At 59.5% G+C, this 19,655-nt stretch carries 16 protein-coding genes and 1 pseudogene; 5 read left to right on the forward strand and 12 right to left on the reverse strand.

Features of this window, described 5'->3' with window-relative positions; translation table 11 throughout:
- Nucleotides 1–288: 288 nt before the first annotated feature.
- The 11 genes and pseudogenes from ihfB to mtnA form a co-directional block, all read right to left on the reverse strand.
- On the reverse strand, nucleotides 289–603 hold the full coding sequence (gene ihfB, locus AC1RP7_RS20635) for an integration host factor subunit beta (RefSeq protein WP_090457143.1): 315 nt from the start codon (nucleotides 601–603) through the stop codon (nucleotides 289–291).
- Nucleotides 604–752: 149 nt separating this feature from the next.
- Nucleotides 753–1,037, reverse strand: coding sequence for a hypothetical protein (locus AC1RP7_RS20640; protein ID WP_492588450.1), 285 nt, complete (start codon nucleotides 1,035–1,037; stop codon nucleotides 753–755).
- A gap of 211 nt (nucleotides 1,038–1,248) precedes the next feature.
- Nucleotides 1,249–2,940 carry a 30S ribosomal protein S1 gene (rpsA, locus tag AC1RP7_RS20645; protein ID WP_007973639.1) on the reverse strand — a complete coding sequence of 564 codons (1,692 nt, stop codon included), beginning with the start codon at nucleotides 2,938–2,940 and terminating at the stop codon, nucleotides 1,249–1,251.
- 120 nt (nucleotides 2,941–3,060) lie between these two features.
- Nucleotides 3,061–3,750, reverse strand: coding sequence for a (d)CMP kinase (gene cmk / locus AC1RP7_RS20650; protein WP_007973641.1), 690 nt, complete (start codon nucleotides 3,748–3,750; stop codon nucleotides 3,061–3,063).
- Nucleotides 3,747–5,954 (reverse strand): bifunctional prephenate dehydrogenase/3-phosphoshikimate 1-carboxyvinyltransferase, encoded by a 2,208-nt coding sequence (locus tag AC1RP7_RS20655; RefSeq protein ID WP_493181316.1) that lies wholly within the window; start codon nucleotides 5,952–5,954, stop codon nucleotides 3,747–3,749. The genes cmk and AC1RP7_RS20655 overlap by 4 nt, the downstream gene beginning before the upstream one ends.
- A 28-nt stretch (nucleotides 5,955–5,982) precedes the next feature.
- The gene (hisC, locus tag AC1RP7_RS20660) at nucleotides 5,983–7,095 is read right to left on the reverse strand and encodes a histidinol-phosphate transaminase (protein WP_090457149.1); all 1,113 of its coding nucleotides are present in this window, start codon (nucleotides 7,093–7,095) and stop codon (nucleotides 5,983–5,985) included.
- A 13-nt stretch (nucleotides 7,096–7,108) separates the two neighbouring features.
- Complete coding sequence (gene pheA, locus AC1RP7_RS20665; protein ID WP_007939916.1) at nucleotides 7,109–8,203, reverse strand: prephenate dehydratase; 1,095 nt, start codon at nucleotides 8,201–8,203, stop codon at nucleotides 7,109–7,111.
- Nucleotides 8,203–9,288 carry a 3-phosphoserine/phosphohydroxythreonine transaminase gene (gene serC, locus AC1RP7_RS20670; RefSeq protein WP_057713770.1) on the reverse strand — a complete coding sequence of 362 codons (1,086 nt, stop codon included), beginning with the start codon at nucleotides 9,286–9,288 and terminating at the stop codon, nucleotides 8,203–8,205. The genes pheA and serC overlap by 1 nt, the downstream gene beginning before the upstream one ends.
- Nucleotides 9,289–9,316: 28 nt before the next feature.
- Nucleotides 9,317–9,430 (reverse strand): annotated as a pseudogene (locus AC1RP7_RS20675) (outer membrane lipoprotein carrier protein LolA); the annotation flags it as partial.
- A gap of 59 nt (nucleotides 9,431–9,489) precedes the next feature.
- The gene (gene gyrA, locus AC1RP7_RS20680; RefSeq protein ID WP_057713769.1) at nucleotides 9,490–12,144 is read right to left on the reverse strand and encodes a DNA gyrase subunit A; all 2,655 of its coding nucleotides are present in this window, start codon (nucleotides 12,142–12,144) and stop codon (nucleotides 9,490–9,492) included.
- Between the two features lie 425 nt (nucleotides 12,145–12,569).
- Nucleotides 12,570–13,646 (reverse strand): S-methyl-5-thioribose-1-phosphate isomerase, encoded by a 1,077-nt coding sequence (gene mtnA, locus AC1RP7_RS20685; RefSeq protein WP_493181057.1) that lies wholly within the window; start codon nucleotides 13,644–13,646, stop codon nucleotides 12,570–12,572.
- 108 nt (nucleotides 13,647–13,754) lie between these two features.
- Here mtnA and AC1RP7_RS20690 point away from each other — a divergent pair, with 108 nt between their 5' ends.
- The 5 genes from AC1RP7_RS20690 to AC1RP7_RS20710 all read left to right on the forward strand — a co-directional run bounded on the left by AC1RP7_RS20690 (nucleotide 13,755) and on the right by AC1RP7_RS20710 (nucleotide 18,737).
- Nucleotides 13,755–15,089 (forward strand): TRZ/ATZ family hydrolase, encoded by a 1,335-nt coding sequence (locus AC1RP7_RS20690; protein WP_090457151.1) that lies wholly within the window; start codon nucleotides 13,755–13,757, stop codon nucleotides 15,087–15,089.
- A 58-nt stretch (nucleotides 15,090–15,147) separates the two neighbouring features.
- Complete coding sequence (ubiG, locus tag AC1RP7_RS20695) at nucleotides 15,148–15,846, forward strand: bifunctional 2-polyprenyl-6-hydroxyphenol methylase/3-demethylubiquinol 3-O-methyltransferase UbiG (protein WP_057713766.1); 699 nt, start codon at nucleotides 15,148–15,150, stop codon at nucleotides 15,844–15,846.
- Nucleotides 15,847–15,850: 4 nt separating this feature from the next.
- On the forward strand, nucleotides 15,851–16,522 hold the full coding sequence (gene mupP, locus AC1RP7_RS20700) for an N-acetylmuramic acid 6-phosphate phosphatase MupP (protein WP_057713765.1): 672 nt from the start codon (nucleotides 15,851–15,853) through the stop codon (nucleotides 16,520–16,522).
- Nucleotides 16,523–16,692: 170 nt separating this feature from the next.
- Complete coding sequence (locus tag AC1RP7_RS20705; RefSeq protein ID WP_007999919.1) at nucleotides 16,693–17,433, forward strand: YciK family oxidoreductase; 741 nt, start codon at nucleotides 16,693–16,695, stop codon at nucleotides 17,431–17,433.
- A gap of 377 nt (nucleotides 17,434–17,810) precedes the next feature.
- Nucleotides 17,811–18,737 (forward strand): GGDEF domain-containing protein, encoded by a 927-nt coding sequence (locus tag AC1RP7_RS20710; protein ID WP_057713764.1) that lies wholly within the window; start codon nucleotides 17,811–17,813, stop codon nucleotides 18,735–18,737.
- A 138-nt stretch (nucleotides 18,738–18,875) separates the two neighbouring features.
- Here the strand turns inward: AC1RP7_RS20710 and AC1RP7_RS20715 are convergent, their stop codons facing one another.
- Complete coding sequence (locus AC1RP7_RS20715; protein WP_219733187.1) at nucleotides 18,876–19,637, reverse strand: iron-containing redox enzyme family protein; 762 nt, start codon at nucleotides 19,635–19,637, stop codon at nucleotides 18,876–18,878.
- Nucleotides 19,638–19,655 lie beyond the last annotated feature (18 nt).

Here is a 19,655-nt window from a genome sequence, read left to right on the forward strand (position 1 = left end):
ACACTGTATTACATACTCGGACGAGCGCAAAAAAAAACATCAAACAAATCAATACCAGCCTATCGCCCGCGCCTCCTAACCCCAAGGAAATGAACTACCACAACCCCCCCACCAAAGATCATCCCCATCAGGAACGAAGCAACTCCGAACATCGAGATCTGTAGCTGAGGCGAAGAAAAACCGAGAAAGGAAACGACGACAAGCTGCTGGTTTTCCAGCACGAAGAGCAGGCATACAACTGATGTTAATAAGACAAGCCCGGTAATCATGAATCGCTTGATGCGACTCTTATCTCGCCAACTCATCGTCACCTAATTCCTCCTCATCTTCGTTTACACGATCACGTAACTCTTTACCTGGTTTGAAATGCGGAACGAACTTGCCATCGAGACTGACAGACTGGCCGGTTTTCGGATTGCGCCCTACCCGTGGAGCGCGGTAGTGCAGAGAGAAGCTGCCAAACCCCCGGATCTCGATACGATCCCCGGTAGCCAGACATTGGGACATTTGCTCAAGCATGGTCTTGATGGCCAGCTCCACATCCTTGGATGAGAGCAGCCCTTGATGGGTGACAATTCGTTCGATCAACTCCGACTTCGTCATATTTTTCCCTTCTTTTTCAAGCAGCTAGATCAGCGCTTCAAAGGTTTTAGCATGCCAGCACGATTTTGAACAGCCTGAGTTTTGCCATCCATCCCAGGCCCCCAAAATGCTTGATTCCCGGAACGGGAAGACTCTGGGCGATCACCCTGTCATCGGCAAATCACCAGCATAGTGCGCGTCAGAAAACCTGCCGGGTTGAACCCAAAAAGCCCCCCTTCCTCCTCCTCTTCCTTGAGATCATCAGACCTTGTCACAACCTGGTAGCCCATCCCCTTGCATTCCCTGGCCGCACGCTTGTAACACTTCTCCCATTTCGAACCGAGCCCCGAGCAATCGACCTCAATACCGCTAACCCCACGCACTACGTGAGTTTTGGCGTTAGTGGTACAACCCGCCAATGCCAGCGCGGCTACTGCGACAATGAGCTTGTTCATTCACGTCCTTTTGCCAGAAAGCCTATCGGGCGATCATTAGCCTCAGGCTAAAGACTAGCTGCAAATAAGCGATTGATCCGACTAAACATTCAGACCCTCTTTCGGCGTTTTTGGTTCACGACCCAAGCAACTGCATCCGCACCTAACTCACCAAACGCCAGGCACAAAAAAGGGCGACCGAAGTCGCCCTTTTTTTACAGAAAGTCAGAACTTAGTTCTGTTTTTCCATTTGTGCACGCAGCAGGTCACCCAGAGTGGTGGCCACAGGAGCATCAGTAGCTACTGGCTTGTCGCGCAGGCTCTGGATTGCTTCTTTCTCGTCTTCAACGTCTTTCGACTTGATCGAGAGCTGAATTACACGGCTCTTGCGGTCAACGCTGATGATCTTGGCTTCTACTTCTTCGCCTTCTTTCAGAACGTTGCGCGCGTCTTCAACGCGGTCACGGCTGATTTCGGAGGCTTTCAGAGTCGCTTCGATATCGTCGGCCAGAGTGATGATGGCGCCTTTAGCGTCAACTTCCTTCACGATGCCTTTAACGATGGCGCCTTTGTCGTTCTCTTGAACGTACTCGGAGAACGGATCGCTTTCCAGTTGCTTGATACCCAGGGAGATGCGCTCGCGCTCTGGGTCAACCGACAGGATAACGGTGTCCAGCTCGTCGCCCTTCTTGAAGCGGCGAACGGCTTCTTCGCCCACTTCGTTCCAGGAGATGTCGGACAGGTGAACCAGACCGTCGATGCCGCCGTCCAGACCAATGAAGATACCGAAATCGGTGATCGACTTGATGGTGCCGGAGATTTTATCGCCCTTGTTGAACTGGCCAGAGAAATCTTCCCATGGGTTAGATTTGCACTGCTTGATGCCCAGGGAGATACGACGACGCTCTTCGTCGATGTCCAGAACCATGACTTCCACTTCGTCGCCGACTTGTACGACTTTCGAAGGGTGGATGTTCTTGTTGGTCCAGTCCATTTCGGAAACGTGTACCAGACCTTCAACGCCTTCTTCCAGCTCAGCGAAGCAGCCGTAGTCGGTCAGGTTGGTTACACGCGCGGTAACGCGAGTGCTTTCTGGGTAACGGGCTTTGATAGCAACCCATGGATCTTCGCCCAGCTGCTTCAGGCCCAGGGAAACACGATTGCGCTCGCGATCGTATTTCAGAACCTTGACATCGATCTCGTCGCCAACGTTGACGATTTCGGAAGGATGCTTGATACGCTTCCAAGCCATGTCGGTAATGTGCAGCAGGCCATCGACGCCACCCAGATCGACGAATGCGCCGTAATCGGTGAGGTTCTTGACGATACCTTTGACTTGTTGGCCTTCCTGCAGGGATTCCAGCAGAGCTTCGCGCTCGGCGGAGTTCTCGGCTTCCAGGACGCTGCGACGGGAAACGACAACGTTGTTGCGCTTCTGGTCCAGCTTGATGACCTTGAATTCCAGCTCTTTGCCTTCCAGGTGCGTGGTGTCGCGCACTGGACGGACGTCAACCAGAGAACCTGGCAGGAACGCACGGATGCCGTTAACGTCGACAGTGAAGCCGCCTTTAACCTTACCGTTGATAACGCCCTTGACCACTTCTTCGGCTGCGAAGGCTGCTTCCAGAACAATCCAGCATTCAGCGCGCTTGGCTTTTTCACGGGACAGCTTGGTTTCACCAAAGCCGTCTTCAACCGAGTCCAGAGCAACGTGAACTTCGTCACCGACGTTGATGTTCAGTTCGCCAGCGTCGTTGTAGAACTGCTCAAGCGGGATGAGTGCTTCAGACTTCAGGCCAGCGTGAACGGTTACCCAGCGAGCTTGGTAATCGATATCAACGATAACACCGGTGATGATGGAGCCTGCCTGAAGGTTCAGGGTTTTTAGGCTTTCTTCAAAGAGTTCCGCAAAGCTTTCGCTCATTTTAATTCCTGTTGATGAGGGCGAAGAATACGCCCATCTCCACACCCCAGACGGTGTGGGTTAGTTTCATTTAAAAGAAGCCACCGCAGGACTATGACTGGTCCCCTGCGGCCTTCTTGGTCACCCGGCGATATCGCGAATGGCGATCTCGCTCATGATGCGTTCCAGCACCTGGTCGATGGATAATTCCGTAGAATCCAGCTGTATGGCGTCAGCCGCCGGTTTAAGCGGGGCTACCGCTCGCTGGGTGTCACGCTCATCGCGCGCACGTATCTCATCTAGCAGACTCGACAGACTAACACCCTCGACCTTGCCCTTCAACTGCAAATATCGACGGCGCGCCCGTTCCTCGGCGCTGGCGGTCAGAAAAATTTTCAGCGGTGCGTCCGGAAAAACCACTGTGCCCATGTCGCGACCATCCGCCACAAGGCCCGGCGCTTCCTGAAAAGCCCGCTGGCGCTGCAGCAGCGCCTCGCGCACAGCCGGCAACGCAGCTACCTGGGAAGCACCGGAACCGACGCTTTCGGTGCGAATGACATCGCTGACTTCATCACCTTCCAGAATGATGCGTTGCAACTGACCGTCCGTCGCCGCGATGAACTGCACATCCAGATGAGCGGCGAGTTTCTTCAGCAGCTCTTCATTGGTCAGGTCGACACCATGGTTATGCGCGGCGAAGGCCAGCAATCGGTACAACGCACCGGAATCCAGCAGGTTCCAGCCCAGGCGCTTGGCCAGAATCCCGGCTACCGTACCCTTGCCCGAACCGCTTGGCCCATCGATGGTGATGACCGGTGCAATGTTGTTCACGACTGTGCCTCTTGCGCCACGCGAATACCGACCTGTGCGCACAGCGCCAGGAAATTCGGGAACGACGTCGCGACGTTGGCGCAATCATGAATGCGGATTGGCGCACTGGCGCGCAGCGAAGCAACGCTGAACGCCATGGCAATACGGTGATCACCATGACCGTGCACTTCACCGCCGCCGATCTGGCCGCCGTCGATGATGATGCCATCCGGGGTTGGTTCGCACTTGACGCCCAGCGCCAGCAAACCATCCGCCATGACCTGGATGCGATCCGACTCCTTGACCCGCAGCTCTTCGGCGCCACGCAACACTGTGCGCCCTTCGGCACAGGCGGCGGCGACGAACAGCACCGGGAACTCGTCGATCGCCAGCGGAACCAGCGCCTCGGGAATCTCGATACCTTTGAGTTTAGCTGCACGTACGCGCAAGTCCGCCACCGGCTCGCCACCCACTTCACGCTGGTTTTCCAGGGTGATGTCGGCGCCCATCAGGCGCAGGATGTCGATCACGCCGGTACGGGTCGGGTTGATGCCGACGTGTTCAAGCACCAGCTCGGAACCCTCGGCGATCGATGCCGCCACGAGGAAGAACGCCGAGGACGAAATGTCACCCGGGACTTCGATGTGGGTCGCGGTCAGTTTGCTGCCGGACTCGACCGATGCGGTCGCACCGTTGACCGTTACCGGGTAGCCGAAGCCACGCAGCATGCGCTCGGTATGGTCGCGGGTCGGAGCAGGCTCGGTCACCGTGGTCTTGCCTTCGGCATACAGACCGGCCAGCAGCAGGCAGGACTTAACCTGGGCACTGGCCATCGGCATGGTATAGGTCAGGCCCTTGAGCTTGTTGCCACCACGAATGGTCATCGGTGGACGACCTTCGGCGGCGGTTTCGATCACCGCGCCCATTTCACGCAGCGGATTGGCCACACGATTCATCGGGCGCTTGGACAGCGAAGCGTCGCCGGTCAGGGTGCTGTCGAAGTTCTGCGCGGCCAACAGGCCGGACAGCAGACGCATCGAAGTACCGGAGTTGCCCAGATAGATCGGGCCCGGTGCCGGCTTCAGGCCATGCAGGCCAACGCCGTGAATGGTCACGCGACCGTGGTGCGGACCTTCGATGACCACGCCCATATCACGGAACGCCTGCAAGGTCGCCAGGGCATCTTCGCCCTCGAGGAAACCTTCGACTTCGGTGACGCCTTCGGCCAGGGAGCCAAGCATGATCGAACGGTGGGAAATCGATTTGTCACCCGGTACGCGAATCCGACCGGACAGGCGGCCACCAGGTTGAGCCAGGAAAATCAGATCGTTGGAATTCATAGCGTCCACATAGGCCCTGCGGGCCAGGATTTTACTGAAATGCTCGCGGGCAACCCGGGCGCGAGTGAAAACGCCCAACAATTGGTGCCCATCCCCTGCATCGACCGCGTCGCGCAAGGCGTCGAGATCGCTGCGAAATGTATCGAGTGTGCGCAGGACAGCTTCGCGGTTGGCGAGGAAGATGTCGTGCCACATGACCGGGTCGCTTCCGGCGATTCTTGTGAAATCGCGGAAACCGCCCGCAGCGTAACGGAAGATCTCAAGATTTTCATTGCGCTTGGCCAACGAATCGACCAGGCCGAACGCCAACAAGTGCGGCAGATGGCTGGTCGCGGCCAGTACTTCGTCGTGACGCTCGACCTGCATGTGCTCGACATCGGCGCCCAACTCGCGCCACAAACGGTCGACTACCGCCAGGGCTGCCGGATCGGTTTGCTCCAGCGGCGTCAGGATCACCTTGTGGCGACGGAACAGTTCAGCGTTGGAGGCTTCCACCCCACTCTGCTCTGAACCGGCAATCGGGTGCCCCGGCACAAAGCATGACGGCATCTTGCCAAATGCTTCGGTGGCCGCGCGCACCACATTGCCCTTGGCACTGCCGACATCGGTCAGGATCGCCAGCCCCAGATCCATGCCCGCCAGACGCGCAAGCACTTTCTCCATGGCCAGGATCGGCACCGCCAGCTGGATGACGTCGGCGCCCTGACAAGCAACGCCCAGGTCTTCCTCGCAGCGATCCACCACACCCAACTCGACCGCGAGCTTGCGCGATTGCGGATCGAGATCGACTCCGACCACTTCGCGGCACAGACCGCTTTCACGCAAGCCCTTGGCAAACGAACCGCCGATCAACCCGAGACCGACCACCACCAGGCGACCGATCATAGGCTCAGCAGATTGCAGCGCAGTGACATCAACCACGAGCCAGAACCTTGGTCAGCGCCTCAAGGAAGCGGCTGTTCTCTGCCGGCAGGCCAATGGTGATGCGCAGGTGGTTTGGCATGCCGTAGTTGGCCACCGGACGCACGATCACGCCTTCACGAAGCAAGCCCTGGAACACCGGGGCCGCAACCTGACCGAGATCGACGCAAATGAAATTGCCTTTGGATGGTATCCAGCTCAGCCCCAGCTCACGGAAACCGGCCTCCAGCTGCTGCATGCCGGACTCGTTCAACTGACGGCTTTGCGCCAGATACTCTTCGTCCTTCAACGCTGCACAGGCCGCGGCCAGGGCCAGGCTGTTGACGTTGAACGGCTGGCGTACACGGTTCAGCACGTCTGCGACCACCGCCGTGGACAAGCCATAACCCACGCGCAGCGCCGCCAGGCCATAGGCCTTGGAGAAGGTGCGGGAAACCAGCAGGTTCGGATAAGCCGCCAGGAAGTCCAGGCCATCCGGCAGATCGCTGCCTTCGGCGTATTCGATGTAAGCCTCGTCCAGTACGACCAGCACATGCTCCGGCACATCCTGCAGGAATTCGTCCAGCGCCTCGGCGTCGAACCAGGTCCCGGTCGGGTTGTTCGGGTTGGCGATGAACACCACGCGGGTGTTGGCATCGATCGCCGCCAGCATGGCAGGCAGGTCATGCCCCCAATCCTTGGCCGGAACCACTTTGGCCTGTGCGCCGACCGCCTGGGTGGCAATCGGGTAGACAGCGAACGCATGCTCGCTGAACACGGCGTTCAGGCCCGGCGCCAGATAAGCACGCGCAACCAGTTCCAGGATGTCGTTGGAACCGTTACCCAACGTGACCTGGTCGAGTTCGACGCGGCACTGCTCGGCCAGCAGGCTCTTGAGGGCAAAACCGTTGCCGTCCGGATAACGGGTCAGCTCGGCCAGCGCATCGCGGATCGCCGCCAGCGCCTTGGGGCCAGCGCCCAGCGGGTTTTCGTTGCTCGCCAGCTTGACGATACTGGCTGGATCGAGGTCCAGCTCACGCGCCAGTTCGTCCACGGGTTTGCCCGGAACGTAAGGCGAAAGTTGTTGCACGCCCGGCTGTGCCAGAGCGAGGAAATTGCCACTCATTTGCTACCGCCCCTTAGAGAACTGCTTTCGGGTAGGAACCCAGCACCTTGAGTGCCACTGCTTCCTGACTGATCTTTTCCAGCACACCTTTGACCAAGGGGTCGCGGTGGTGGCCGACGAAGTCGATGAAGAACACATAGGTCCATTTACCGCTGCGCGACGGACGAGTCTCGATTCGCGTCAGGTCGATGCCATTGTCGTGGAACGGCACCAGCAACTCGTGAAGCGCACCCGGCTTGTTGCTCATCGAAACGATGATCGATGTCTTGTCGTCGCCGGTCGGTGGCACTTCCTGGTTGCCGATCATGAGGAAGCGCGTGGAGTTATCCGGACGGTCCTCGATTTTTTCGGCCAAACGGGTCAAGCCGTACAGCCCGGCCGCCATATCGCCGGCAATCGCCGCCGAGTTCCACTCACCCTTGACCCGCTTGGCCGCTTCGGCGTTGCTGGACACCGCCACGCGCTCGACATTCGGGTAATGGGCGTCCAGCCACTTGCGGCACTGGGCCAGTGACTGGGCGTGGGAGTAGATGCGGCTGATGCTGTCGGTCTTGGTGTTTTCACCGACCAACAGGTGATGGTGGATACGCAGCTCGACTTCACCGCAGATCACCATGTCATGTTCGAGGAAGCTGTCGAGGGTGTGGTTGACCGCGCCTTCGGTGGAGTTCTCCACCGGCACCACACCAAAATTCACCGCCCCCGCCGCCACTTCACGGAACACTTCGTCGATCGCCGCCATCGGCTTGCTGATCACGGCGTGGCCGAAGTGCTTCATGGCCGCCGCCTGAGTGAAGGTGCCTTCAGGGCCGAGATAAGCCACTTTCAGCGGCTGTTCGAGCGCCAGGCACGAAGACATGATTTCACGGAACAACCGCGCCATCTCTTCGTTGCCCAGCGGCCCCTGGTTGCGCTCCATGACACGCTTGAGCACCTGAGCTTCGCGCTCAGGACGATAGAACACCGGCACTTCGCCTTCGGCCAGCGAGGCCATCTTTACTCGCGCGACTTCCTGGGCGCAGCGCGCGCGCTCACTGATCAGCTCCAGGACCTTTTCGTCCAGGGCATCAATGCGCAGGCGCAGTGCCTTGAGTTCTTGCTCAGACATTAGCCGTGTTCCTTCTCGAACTCTGCCATGTACGAAATCAGCGCATTGACGGCGTTGATGTCGACGGCGTTATAGATGGAGGCGCGCATGCCACCCACGGAACGGTGGCCCTTGAGGTTCAACAGGCCACGCTCGTCGGCACCGGCCAGGAACGGCTTGTCCAGGCGATCATCAGCCAGGCGGAACGGCACGTTCATCCACGAGCGGTCCGACTTGTTGATCGGGTTGCTATACAGGCCGCTGGCATCGATGAAGCTGTACAGCGTGCGCTGCTTGACTTCGTTGAGCTTGCCGATGGCCTCGACGCCCCCCTGCTCCTTGAGCCACTCGAACACCAGGCCGGACAGGTACCAGGCCAGCGTCGGCGGGGTGTTGTACATCGAACCGTTATCGGCCGCGACCTTGTAGTCGAGCATGGTCGGACACAGGGAACGGGCCTTGCCCAGCAGGTCTTCGCGTACGATGTTGACGACGATACCGCTCGGGCCGATGTTTTTCTGGGCACCGGCGTAGATCATGCCGAAACGCGACACATCCACCGGGCGCGACAGGATGTCCGAGGACATGTCGGCCACCAGCGGAACATCGCCGGTTTCCGGGATCCACTGAAACTCCAGGCCGCCGATGGTTTCGTTCGGCGCGTAGTGAACGTAGGCCGCGTCTTTCGACAGCTTCCACTCGTTCTGGCCGGGAATGGCGAAATAATCGTAAGGCTTGGCGGTGGCGGCAACGTTGACGTGGCCGAAGCGCGAAGCTTCTTCGATGGCCTTCTGCGACCAGATACCGGTGTCGATATAGTCGGCCGAGCCGTTTTCCGGCAACAGGTTCAGAGGAATCTGAGCAAATTGCTGGCTGGCGCCGCCTTGCAGAAACAGCACTTTATAGTTCGAGGGGATATTCAGCAGATCACGCAGATCCTGCTCGGCCTTGGTGGCGATGGACACGAACTCATCACTGCGATGGCTCATTTCCATGACCGACAGACCCTTGCCGTGCCAGTCGAGGAGTTCACCCTGGGCGCGCTGCAGGACAGCTTCGGGAAGCGCCGCAGGACCGGCACAGAAGTTATAGGCTCTCTTGCTCACATCCAATCTCGCTCTGATTTGGTGGTATCACTGTAGGAGCGAGCTTGCTCGCGAAAAACCTGAGAGCGCAAGGGTGCACCAGACGCCCTGCGTTATCGTTGACGACCATCGCGAGCAAGCTCGCTCCTACAGGGGATTTCATTATTTCAAAAGGGACAAACAACAAGGGGGCGAATTTTCATCCGCCCCCTGCTTGCCCACTTATTCCTGTGGTTCTTCGTCAGCGGCGGCGTCGAGTTGCTGGTCTTCGGCAACGTCGTCGATCACGACTTCACCGACAAACCCTTCACCCTCTTCACCTTCCAGCTCTTCACCCTCGACTTCCGACGGCTCTTGAACCCGCTCCAGCCCGACCAGTGTTTCGTCGTTGGCCAGCTTGATCAGGGTCACGCCCTGAGTGTTACGACCCAGGCTGGACACTTCGTCGACACGGGTACGCACCAGGGTGCCCTGGTCGGAAATCAGCATGATTTCCTCGCCGTCGAGTACCTGGACCGCACCGACCAGACGGCCGTTACGTTCGTTGCTGACCATGGCGATAACGCCCTGACCGCCACGCTTGTATTCAGGGAACTCGGTGATCGCCGTGCGCTTGCCGTAGCCACGCGCCGAAGCGGTGAGGATCTGGCTGCCTTCTTCCGGAATCAGCATGGAAATCAGCTTCTGACCTTCCGGTAGACGCATGCCGCGCACACCGCGGGCGGTACGACCCATGGCGCGAACGTCGGATTCCTTGAAGCGCGTCACTTTGCCGCCGTCGGAGAACAGCATGACTTCACGCTCGCCATCGGTGATGGCAGCAGAAATCAGCACGTCGCCTTCGTCCAGTTCCAGTGCGATCAGGCCGACGCTACGTTGACGGCTGAAGGATTCCAGCGGGGTCTTCTTCACGGTGCCGTTGGCGGTGGCCATGAAGATGTAGTGACCTTCGGTGTATTCCTCGACCGGCAGCATGGTGGTGATGTACTCACCGTCGTCCAGCGGCAGCAGGTTGACCAGCGGACGACCACGGGCAGCGCGGGACGCTTCAGGGATTTCGTAGGTTTTCAGCCAGTACACCTTGCCCTTGCTGGAGAACAGCAGCAGCGTGGTGTGGCTGTTGGCAACCAGCAGGTGAGCGATGTAGTCCTCATCCTTGACGCCGGTCGCCGACTTGCCTTTACCGCCACGACGCTGGGCCTGGTACGCAGCCAGCGGCTGGGTCTTGGCGTAGCCACCGTGGGAAATGGTCACGACGCGCTCTTCTTCCGGGATCATGTCACCCAGGGTCAGGTCGAGACGGGCATCGAGGATTTCGGTACGACGCACGTCGCCGTACTCGGCGCGAATCACTTCCAGCTCTTCGCGAATCACTTCCATCAGGCGCGTGGCGCTGTTGAGGATGCGGATCAGCTCGCCGATCTGGTTGAGGATCTCTTGATACTCGGCCAGCAGCTTTTCGTGTTCCAGGCCGGTCAGGCGGTGCAGACGCAGTTCCAGAATGGCTTGCGCCTGCTCTGGCGACAGGAAGTACTTGCCGTCGCGCAGACCGTATTGCGGATCGAGGTTTTCCGGACGGCACGAATCAGCGCCGGCACGTTCAACCATTGCCACCACAGCAGAGGATTCCCAAGGGGTGCTGACCAGCGCTTCCTTGGCTTCCGACGGCGTTGGCGATGCCTTGATCAGGGCGATGACCGGGTCGATGTTCGACAGGGCAACCGCTTGACCTTCAAGGATGTGACCACGCTCGCGCGCCTTGCGCAGTTCGAACACGGTACGACGGGTCACCACTTCGCGACGGTGGCGGACGAAGGCTTCCAGCAGATCCTTGAGGTTCAGGATCCGCGGACGGCCGTCGATCAGCGCGACGATGTTGATACCGAACACCGCTTGCAGTTGGGTCTGGGCGTAGAGGTTGTTGAGGATGACCTCAGGTACTTCGCCGCGACGCAACTCGATCACGACGCGCATACCGTCCTTGTCGGACTCGTCGCGCAGCTCGGTGATGCCTTCGAGCTTCTTCTCTTTTACCAGCTCGGCGATCTTCTCGATCAGGCGGGCCTTGTTCAGCTGGTAAGGCAGTTCGGTGATGACGATCTGCTGGCGACCACCGACCTTGTCGATGTCTTCGATCATCGAGCGGGCGCGCATGTAAATGCGCCCGCGACCGGTGCGGTAGGCTTCGATGATGCCGGCACGACCGTTGATGATCGCGGCGGTCGGGAAGTCCGGACCGGGGATGTATTGCATCAGCTCGTCGACAGTCAGCTCTGGATTGTCGATGAGCGCCAGGCAACCGTCGATGACTTCACCGAGGTTGTGCGGCGGAATGTTGGTCGCCATGCCCACGGCGATACCGCTGGAGCCGTTGACCAGCAGGTTGGGAATACGGGTCGGCATGACCGCCGGGATCATTTCGGTGCCGTCGTAGTTCGGCACCCAGTCCACGGTTTCTTTATGCAGGTCAGCCAGCAGCTCGTGCGCCAGCTTGGTCATGCGCACTTCGGTGTATCGCATGGCCGCGGCGTTGTCGCCGTCCACCGAGCCGAAGTTGCCCTGGCCGTCTACCAGCAGGTAGCGCAGGGAGAATGGCTGCGCCATCCGAACGATGGTGTCGTACACCGCGGTATCACCGTGCGGGTGATACTTACCGATCACGTCACCGACAACACGGGCAGATTTCTTGTACGGCTTGTTGAAGTCGTTGCCCAGCTCGCTCATCGCGAACAGCACGCGCCGGTGCACGGGCTTCAAGCCATCGCGCGCATCCGGCAGTGCCCGCCCGACAATTACGCTCATCGCGTAGTCGAGGTAGGACTGCTTCAGCTCGTCTTCGATATTGACCGGGAGGATTTCTTTGGCCAGTTCGCCCATGAGAAGCCTGATTCCTTTTTCTGGTGAAACTTCGTCACATCCATATGGGACCAACGAAGCTCGCCGATACAGGCTGAGTGCCATGCACCGACTTACGACAAATCAACGAGTTATGCCATGGATCTGCGCAGTACGGGTCGCCACTTCGGGCAACCCTGGAAACCGCCGGATGTTATCACAAGAGCCGCCACGCACCTATCCCCCAGATGCGCATGGAGAGTAGTTAGTTGACCGGTGACAGGCTTGAAGGGGACGAGAGGGGCTTAGAGCCGTGTTGAATGGAGAATTTGTGGCTGATTCGGGTTGGTTCATTGGGTTTGACGACCCCATCGCGAGCAAGCTCGCTCCCACAGGTTTTGTGTACACCGAAAACACTGTGGGAGCGAGCTTGCTCGCGATGGCTATCTTTCAGACGCCAGAAGCTATTAATGCAGGCGCTTACGGCACATCAACTGCGCCATCTTCGCCGTATCCGGGCGCTCGACGATGCCTTTTTCGGTGACGATCGCATCGATCAGGTCCGCCGGAGTCACATCGAACACCGGATTGAACGCTTCGACATCCGCACCCACCCGCTTGCCACCGACCTCCAGCAACTCGCGGCCATCACGCTCCTCAATCGGAATGTCATCGCCGCTGGCCAGGTGCATGTCGATGGTCGAACTCGGCGCCACCACCATGAAGCGCACGCCGTGGTGCATGGCGTTGACGGCCAGTTGATAGGTGCCGATCTTGTTGGCCACGTCGCCATTGGCGGTGATCCGGTCAGCACCGACGATGACCCAGGTAGGGCCTTTGGTCTTCATGATATGCGCGGCGGCGGAATCGACATTGAGGGTCACGGGAATGCCTTCATTGGCCAGTTCCCACGCGGTCAGCCGCGAGCCCTGCAGCCATGGGCGGGTTTCGTCGACATACACCCGCTCGACCATGCCCTCGATGAAAGCCCCACGAATCACCCCCAGCGCCGTGCCAAAGCCGCCCGTGGCCAGTGCGCCGGTGTTGCAGTGGGTCAGGATCGCCTGGGCGTTGCCCTGATGCTTGCGGATCAGGTCCACACCCAGTTGCGCCATGGTCAGGTTGGCTTCGCGATCACTTTCGTGAATGGCGATGGCCTCTGCCTCCAGCACCTCCAGCGGATCGGCATTGTCTTTCAGGCGATCAAGCCGGTCGTGCATGCGGCCCAGCGCCCAGAACAGGTTGACCGCAGTGGGACGGGAATCGGCCAGCAGCGCGAAATCCTCTTCCAGCGCCGCGTACCAGTCGCCACCTTCAGCAATCCGGGCACGGGCCGCGAGCACGATGCCATAAGCGGCACTGATACCAATCGCCGGCGCACCGCGCACCACCATCGAGCGAATGGCCTCGGCCACACCGGCTGCACTGGTGTAGGCGATCCAGGATTCCTCGAACGGCAAAATGCGCTGATCCAGCAGATGGAGAGCGCCATCACGCCAATCGATGGCCTTTACCTTTTCCGCAGCCAACAGTCGATCGCGCATCCCTCACCCCGCACTCATGAACAAAAGCCGCCGATTATAGCGATCCCCCCGCGAAGACGCTCGGGTATACTTCGCCATCCTTTACAAAAGCACTGGAACCGACCCTCGATGCCGAACACTGCCGCTGCGCTCGACCTGTTATTGCTGCCGACCTGGCTGGTACCCGTCGAACCTGCTGGTGTTGTCCTCAAGGAACATGGCGTGGGCATCCGTGATGGACGCATCGTGTTTATCGGCCCACGTTCCGCCGCACTGAAGCTTAACGCAACCGAAACCCGCGAGTTGCCCGACATGTTGCTCAGCCCCGGCCTGATCAATGCCCACGGGCACGCGGCGATGACGCTGTTCCGTGGCCTGGCCGATGACCTGCCATTGATGACCTGGCTGGAGAACCACATCTGGCCCGCCGAAGCCAAGTGGGTCGACGAGGACTTCGTGCGCGACGGCACGGATCTGGCCATCGCCGAGCAAATCAAAGGTGGCATCACTTGTTTCTCTGACATGTACTTCTTCCCGAAGGTTGCCAGCGAGCGCGTGCACAACAGCGGCATTCGCGCGCAGATCGCGATTCCGATCCTCGACTTCCCCATTCCGGGCGCCGCTACAGCGGACGAAGCCATTCGTCAGGGCGTCGAGTTGTTTGGCGATCTCAAGCACCACGAGCGCATCAAAATCACCTTTGGCCCCCATGCACCCTACACCGTGGGCGACGAAAACCTGGAAAAAATCCGGGTGATCGCCGAAGAACTGGATGCCTCGATCCACATGCACGTGCATGAAACGGCGTTTGAAGTGCAGCAATCGGTCGAGCAGCGCGGCGAACGACCGCTGGCCCGACTGGCGCGCCTGGGCTTGCTGGGGCCACGCTTCCAGGCGGTTCACATGACCCAGATCAGCGAAGAAGACATGACGCTGCTGGTAGAAAGCAACAGCAATGTGATTCATTGCCCGGAATCGAACCTGAAGCTGGCCAGCGGGTTCTGCCCGGTAGAGCGCTTGTGGCAGGCCGGGGTCAATGTCGCGGTCGGCACCGATGGCGCGGCCAGCAACAACGACCTGGACCTGCTCGGCGAAACCCGCACCGCGGCCCTGCTGGCCAAGGCTGTCGCCGGCTCGGCCACCGCGCTGGATGCCCATCGAGCCTTGCGCATGGCCACCCTCAACGGTGCCCGGGCACTGGGTATCGAGGCCGAAGTCGGCTCGCTGGAAATCGGCAAGGCCGCGGACATGGTGGCTTTCGATCTCTCCGGGCTGGCCCAGCAGCCGGTCTACGACCCGGTTTCGCAGCTTATATACGCCACCGGCCGGGACTGCGTGAAACACCTTTGGGTTGCCGGCAAGCAGTTGCTCGACGACCGTCGCCTGACACGCCTGGATGAACAACAGCTAAGTACTGTCGCGAAGGCCTGGGGCCGGCGCATCAGTGGCCGCACCGAATCGTAAGCACCCTGGAGCACAATCCGGGGCAACAGGATTTTTCAAGTTTTAGAGGACTTAAACCATGAGCAACGTCGACTACGCCGAAATCGCCAAATTCGAGGCCCTGGCCCATCGCTGGTGGGACCGCGAAAGCGAATTCAAACCGCTGCACGACATCAACCCGCTGCGGGTCAACTGGATTGATGAACGCGTCCACCTGGCCGGCAAGAAGGTCCTCGACGTCGGTTGCGGCGGCGGCATCCTCAGCGAGGCCATGGCTCAGCGCGGCGCGACCGTGATGGGTATCGACATGGGCGAAGCGCCGTTGGCGGTTGCCCAGCTTCATCAGCTGGAGTCGGGCGTGAGCGTCGAATACCGGCAGATCACCGCCGAAGCCCTGGCCGAGGAAATGCCCGAGCAGTTCGACGTGGTCACCTGCCTGGAAATGCTTGAGCACGTGCCAGACCCGTCGTCGGTCATCCGTGCCTGCTTCCGCATGGTCAAGCCCGGCGGCCAGGTGTTCTTCTCGACCATCAACCGCAATCCGAAGGCGTACCTGTTCGCCATCGTCGGCGCCGAATACATCATGAAGTTGCTGCCGCGCGGCACCCACGATTTCAAGAAATTCATTCGCCCTTCCGAACTTGGCGCCTGGAGCCGCATGGCCGGCCTGTCCGTCAAGGACATCATCGGCCTGACCTACAACCCGCTGACCAAGCACTACAAACTGGCCTCCGACGTGGACGTCAACTACATGATCCAGACCCTGCGCGAGGAATAAGCCGATGCCAATCAGAGCAGTTCTTTTCGACATGGACGGCACCCTGCTCGACACCGCGCCGGACTTCATTGCGATCTGCCAGGCGATGCGTGCCGACCGTGGCTTGCCACCGATGAACGACAAACACATTCGCGACGAGATTTCCGGCGGCGCCAAGGCGATGGTCGCAGTGACCTTCTCCATGGACCCGGAATCGCCGGGATTCGAGGAGTTGCGCCTGGAGTTCCTGGAGCGCTACCTCGTCGGTTGTGCCGTCCATAGCAAGCTGTTCGACGGCATGGGCGAACTGCTGGCGGACATCGAGAAGGCCAACCTGATCTGGGGCGTGGTCACCAACAAGCCGCTGCGCTTCGCCGAGCCGATCATGCAACAGCTGGGACTGGCCGAGCGTTCGGCGCTGCTGATCTGCCCGGATCATGTGAAAAACAGCAAACCGGATCCCGAGCCGCTGATCCTCGCCTGCAAGATGCTCGACCTGGACCCGGCCAGCGTGCTGTTCGTCGGCGATGACCTGCGCGACATCGAATCAGGCCGCGATGCCGGCACCAAGACTGCTGCGGTGACCTTCGGCTACATCCACCCGGATGACAACCCGCGGCATTGGGGGGCTGATGTGGTGGTTGATCATCCGTTGGAGCTGCGCAAGGTTTTGGATAGCGCCCTCTGTAGCTGCTGAGACTGTCGTTGACCTCTGTAGGAGCGAGCTTGCTCGCGAAGAACCTGAGAGCGCCACGCAGTGCCAGACTTGTCGCGTCATCGTTTACGCCCATCGTCGGAACGCCGCCCGGAGCAAGCTCGCTCCTACAGGGATAGCGCTTGACCTGAAGAATTTTGTAGAGGTTTTTTATGTTTGATTATTCCGCCCGCCCCGAACTGCTCAAGGATCGGGTCATTCTGGTCACCGGCGCAGGACGCGGTATCGGTGCCGCAGCGGCAAAAACCTACGCGGCACACGGCGCAACCGTGCTGCTGCTGGGCAAGACCGAAGCCAACCTGACCCAGGTCTACGACGAAATCGAAGCCGCCGGCCATCCACAACCGGCAGTCATCCCCTTCAACCTCGAAACCGCCCTGCCCCATCAATACGATGAGCTGGCAGCGATGATCGAAAGCGAATTCGGGCATCTCGACGGTCTCCTGCACAATGCCTCGATCATCGGCCCGCGCACGCCGATCGAGCAGCTTTCCGGCGAAAACTTCATGCGGGTCATGCAAGTCAACGTCAATGCCATGTTCATGCTCACCAGCACCCTGCTGCCGCTGCTCAAGTTGTCGCAGGATGCCTCGGTGGTGTTCACTTCCAGCAGCGTCGGCCGCAAGGGGCGTGCATATTGGGGCGCTTACGGCGTCTCCAAATTCGCCACTGAAGGCTTGATGCAAACCCTGGCTGACGAAGTCGATACCGTGGCCCCGGTGCGCTCCAACAGCATCAACCCGGGCGCCACCCGCACCAGCATGCGCGCCCAGGCTTACCCGGGTGAAAACCCACTGAACAACCCGACGCCCGAGGAGATCATGCCGGTCTACCTTTACCTGATGGGCCCGGACAGCACCGGTATCAATGGCCAGGCGTTCAACGCCCAGTAACGACCGTACGTCGCTTTTTAGTGCCGCGCCAGCTTCCTGTCGCGGCACTTGAAGGCTCTCGGGTTCGAGCCAGGCACCTGTCAAACAAACGTCACACGCCGCACTACACAGGCAGCAGACAACCAACAACCCATTGATTTAATAGAGTTTTTATTCGGATGAACCGAATGGCACGACTTTCGCTCTAAGTTTGCTCAGACACGTAAAGTGAAAGCAGACGGGGGTGAAGCTTGAGCGCAGAGATTACTCATCTTCTACAAAGCGGATTAAACTTGTACGAAATGTCCTACGGGACTGACGGACCAGTACGACGCGCAGCCCTAAGCCGCTCTCACCCTGCTTGTAAGACAGCCTTACTGCTTAGGGGCGCATGCCTTATGAAACCACCTTCCCAGACCAACGCAATTGACTTCGATAGCGCCAAATTGCAGCGCCTGGGCTTTGGTCAGCAGCCGCCTCTCCTGGAAAGACCTGTCAGTCTTGCGCAATTGCGCCAGCAACTGAGCCTGCAGTTGCAAACCAGTCTGGAGCCGCAACGCATTCTTGGGACGTTCTATCGCGAGATTCAGCGGTTGGTGCCGTTGGACGCCTTGTGCTACCAGCACAAGAGCAGTGACCTGCGCCTGGAGTTCGGCCAACGCGGCCACCACTCCATCAGTTACAGCCTCAGCCACGAAGGCGAACACCTGGGTGAGCTGATCTTCCGTCGCAATCAGCGTTTCAGCGAACAGGATCAGGGCAATCTCGAATCACTGCTGGCCGCACTGCTTTTCCCGATGCGCAATGCGCTGCTGTACCGTACCGCCACCCAAAGCGCACTGCGCGACCCGCTGACGGGTGCCGGTAACCGCATCGCCATGGACCAGACGCTGCAAAGGGAAATCGAACTGTCCCGGCGCCATCTGCAACCATTGTCAGTACTGATGCTGGACATCGATCATTTCAAGCTAGTCAATGATACCCATGGCCACAGCACAGGTGATGACGTGCTCAAGGCGGTCGCCGCCACGATCAAAAACCAGCTGCGCAACGTGGACATGGTGTTCCGCTATGGCGGCGAGGAGTTCCTGATCCTGCTGTCGAATACCTGTCGCGAGGCCGCGGCCATGGTCGGTGAGCGGCTGCGGTTTGCAGCCCAGTCTGAAGAGTACCTGGCCGATGGTCACAGGATCCTGCTGACGGTCAGCCTCGGCTGTTCGACCCTGTTGCCCGGCGAGTCTGCCGAAAGTCTGTTGCGACGGGCAGACAGCGCGTTGTATGTGGCCAAGCGCGAAGGTCGTAACCGGCTGGAGATGGCGGGCTGATTTTTCAGCCACGACACAAACCAAAGTGGGAGCGGGCTTGCTCGCGAATGGGATCTGACTTTCAACGATGATGTTGACTGACAGTCCGTATTCGCGAACAGGCTCGCTCCCACAGTTGTTTTTCAAGCAGCGATTGAATCAGCCTTCGGCCAATGCCATCCGCTCACGCACGACCGGTACCCACTCTGCGTGCTCCATTTGCATGCAACGTTCGAGAAACAGGTACATATAGTCGTAGCTCTTGCAAACGGCCTGACGCAACTCCACCTGCAGGGATTTGCCGGGGTTGGTGCCCGCCAATGTGCAGATGATCTCAAGGGCTTCCCATGGATGGGCATCGTCGTACTGGGCATGCATCTTCAGCCACTTCATCGCCCGCTTACGATCTTCCTCGGGGAACGAGGCGGCGTAGATACCGTTGGAACACACTACCGCCGACCATTCCCCGGTCGCTCCTTCGATGGCGTAGTTGGTAGCGGCAATCGCAACGATCAGCGAGTCGGCTGAACTGGTGTGCCAGCACCAATGGCTCAGGGCGTGAAGCTCGGGGGGAACCTGCTGAGCCTGCAGCTCTTCCAGGCTGACACCGTGCGCGCGACTCCAGTTCACCCAGTAATCGGCGTGGTTCAGTTCGACGCGGATGTTACGCATCAGCCAGCGACGGGCCATGTCTTCGCCGGGATGACGGGCAAAGCGGGTCTTGGTCAGGTTTTGTGCCATATACAACGCGAACTGTTCGACCACCGGCCAGCCACCGATCAGGTACTGGCGCATGGTCTTCGCACTGAGTTTGTTGTCTCGCATGCGTTGGTACAGTTCGTGTTCGACAACCCGGCGCTTGCTCTCGCTGCAATCCTGGATCAGGCGCTGGGCCCAGGCAGGGTAACTTGCAGCTTCCATGAGCGGTCCGGTTCGGTT

It is taken from the genome of Pseudomonas sp. GW822-FHT01E03 (assembly GCF_058802985.1).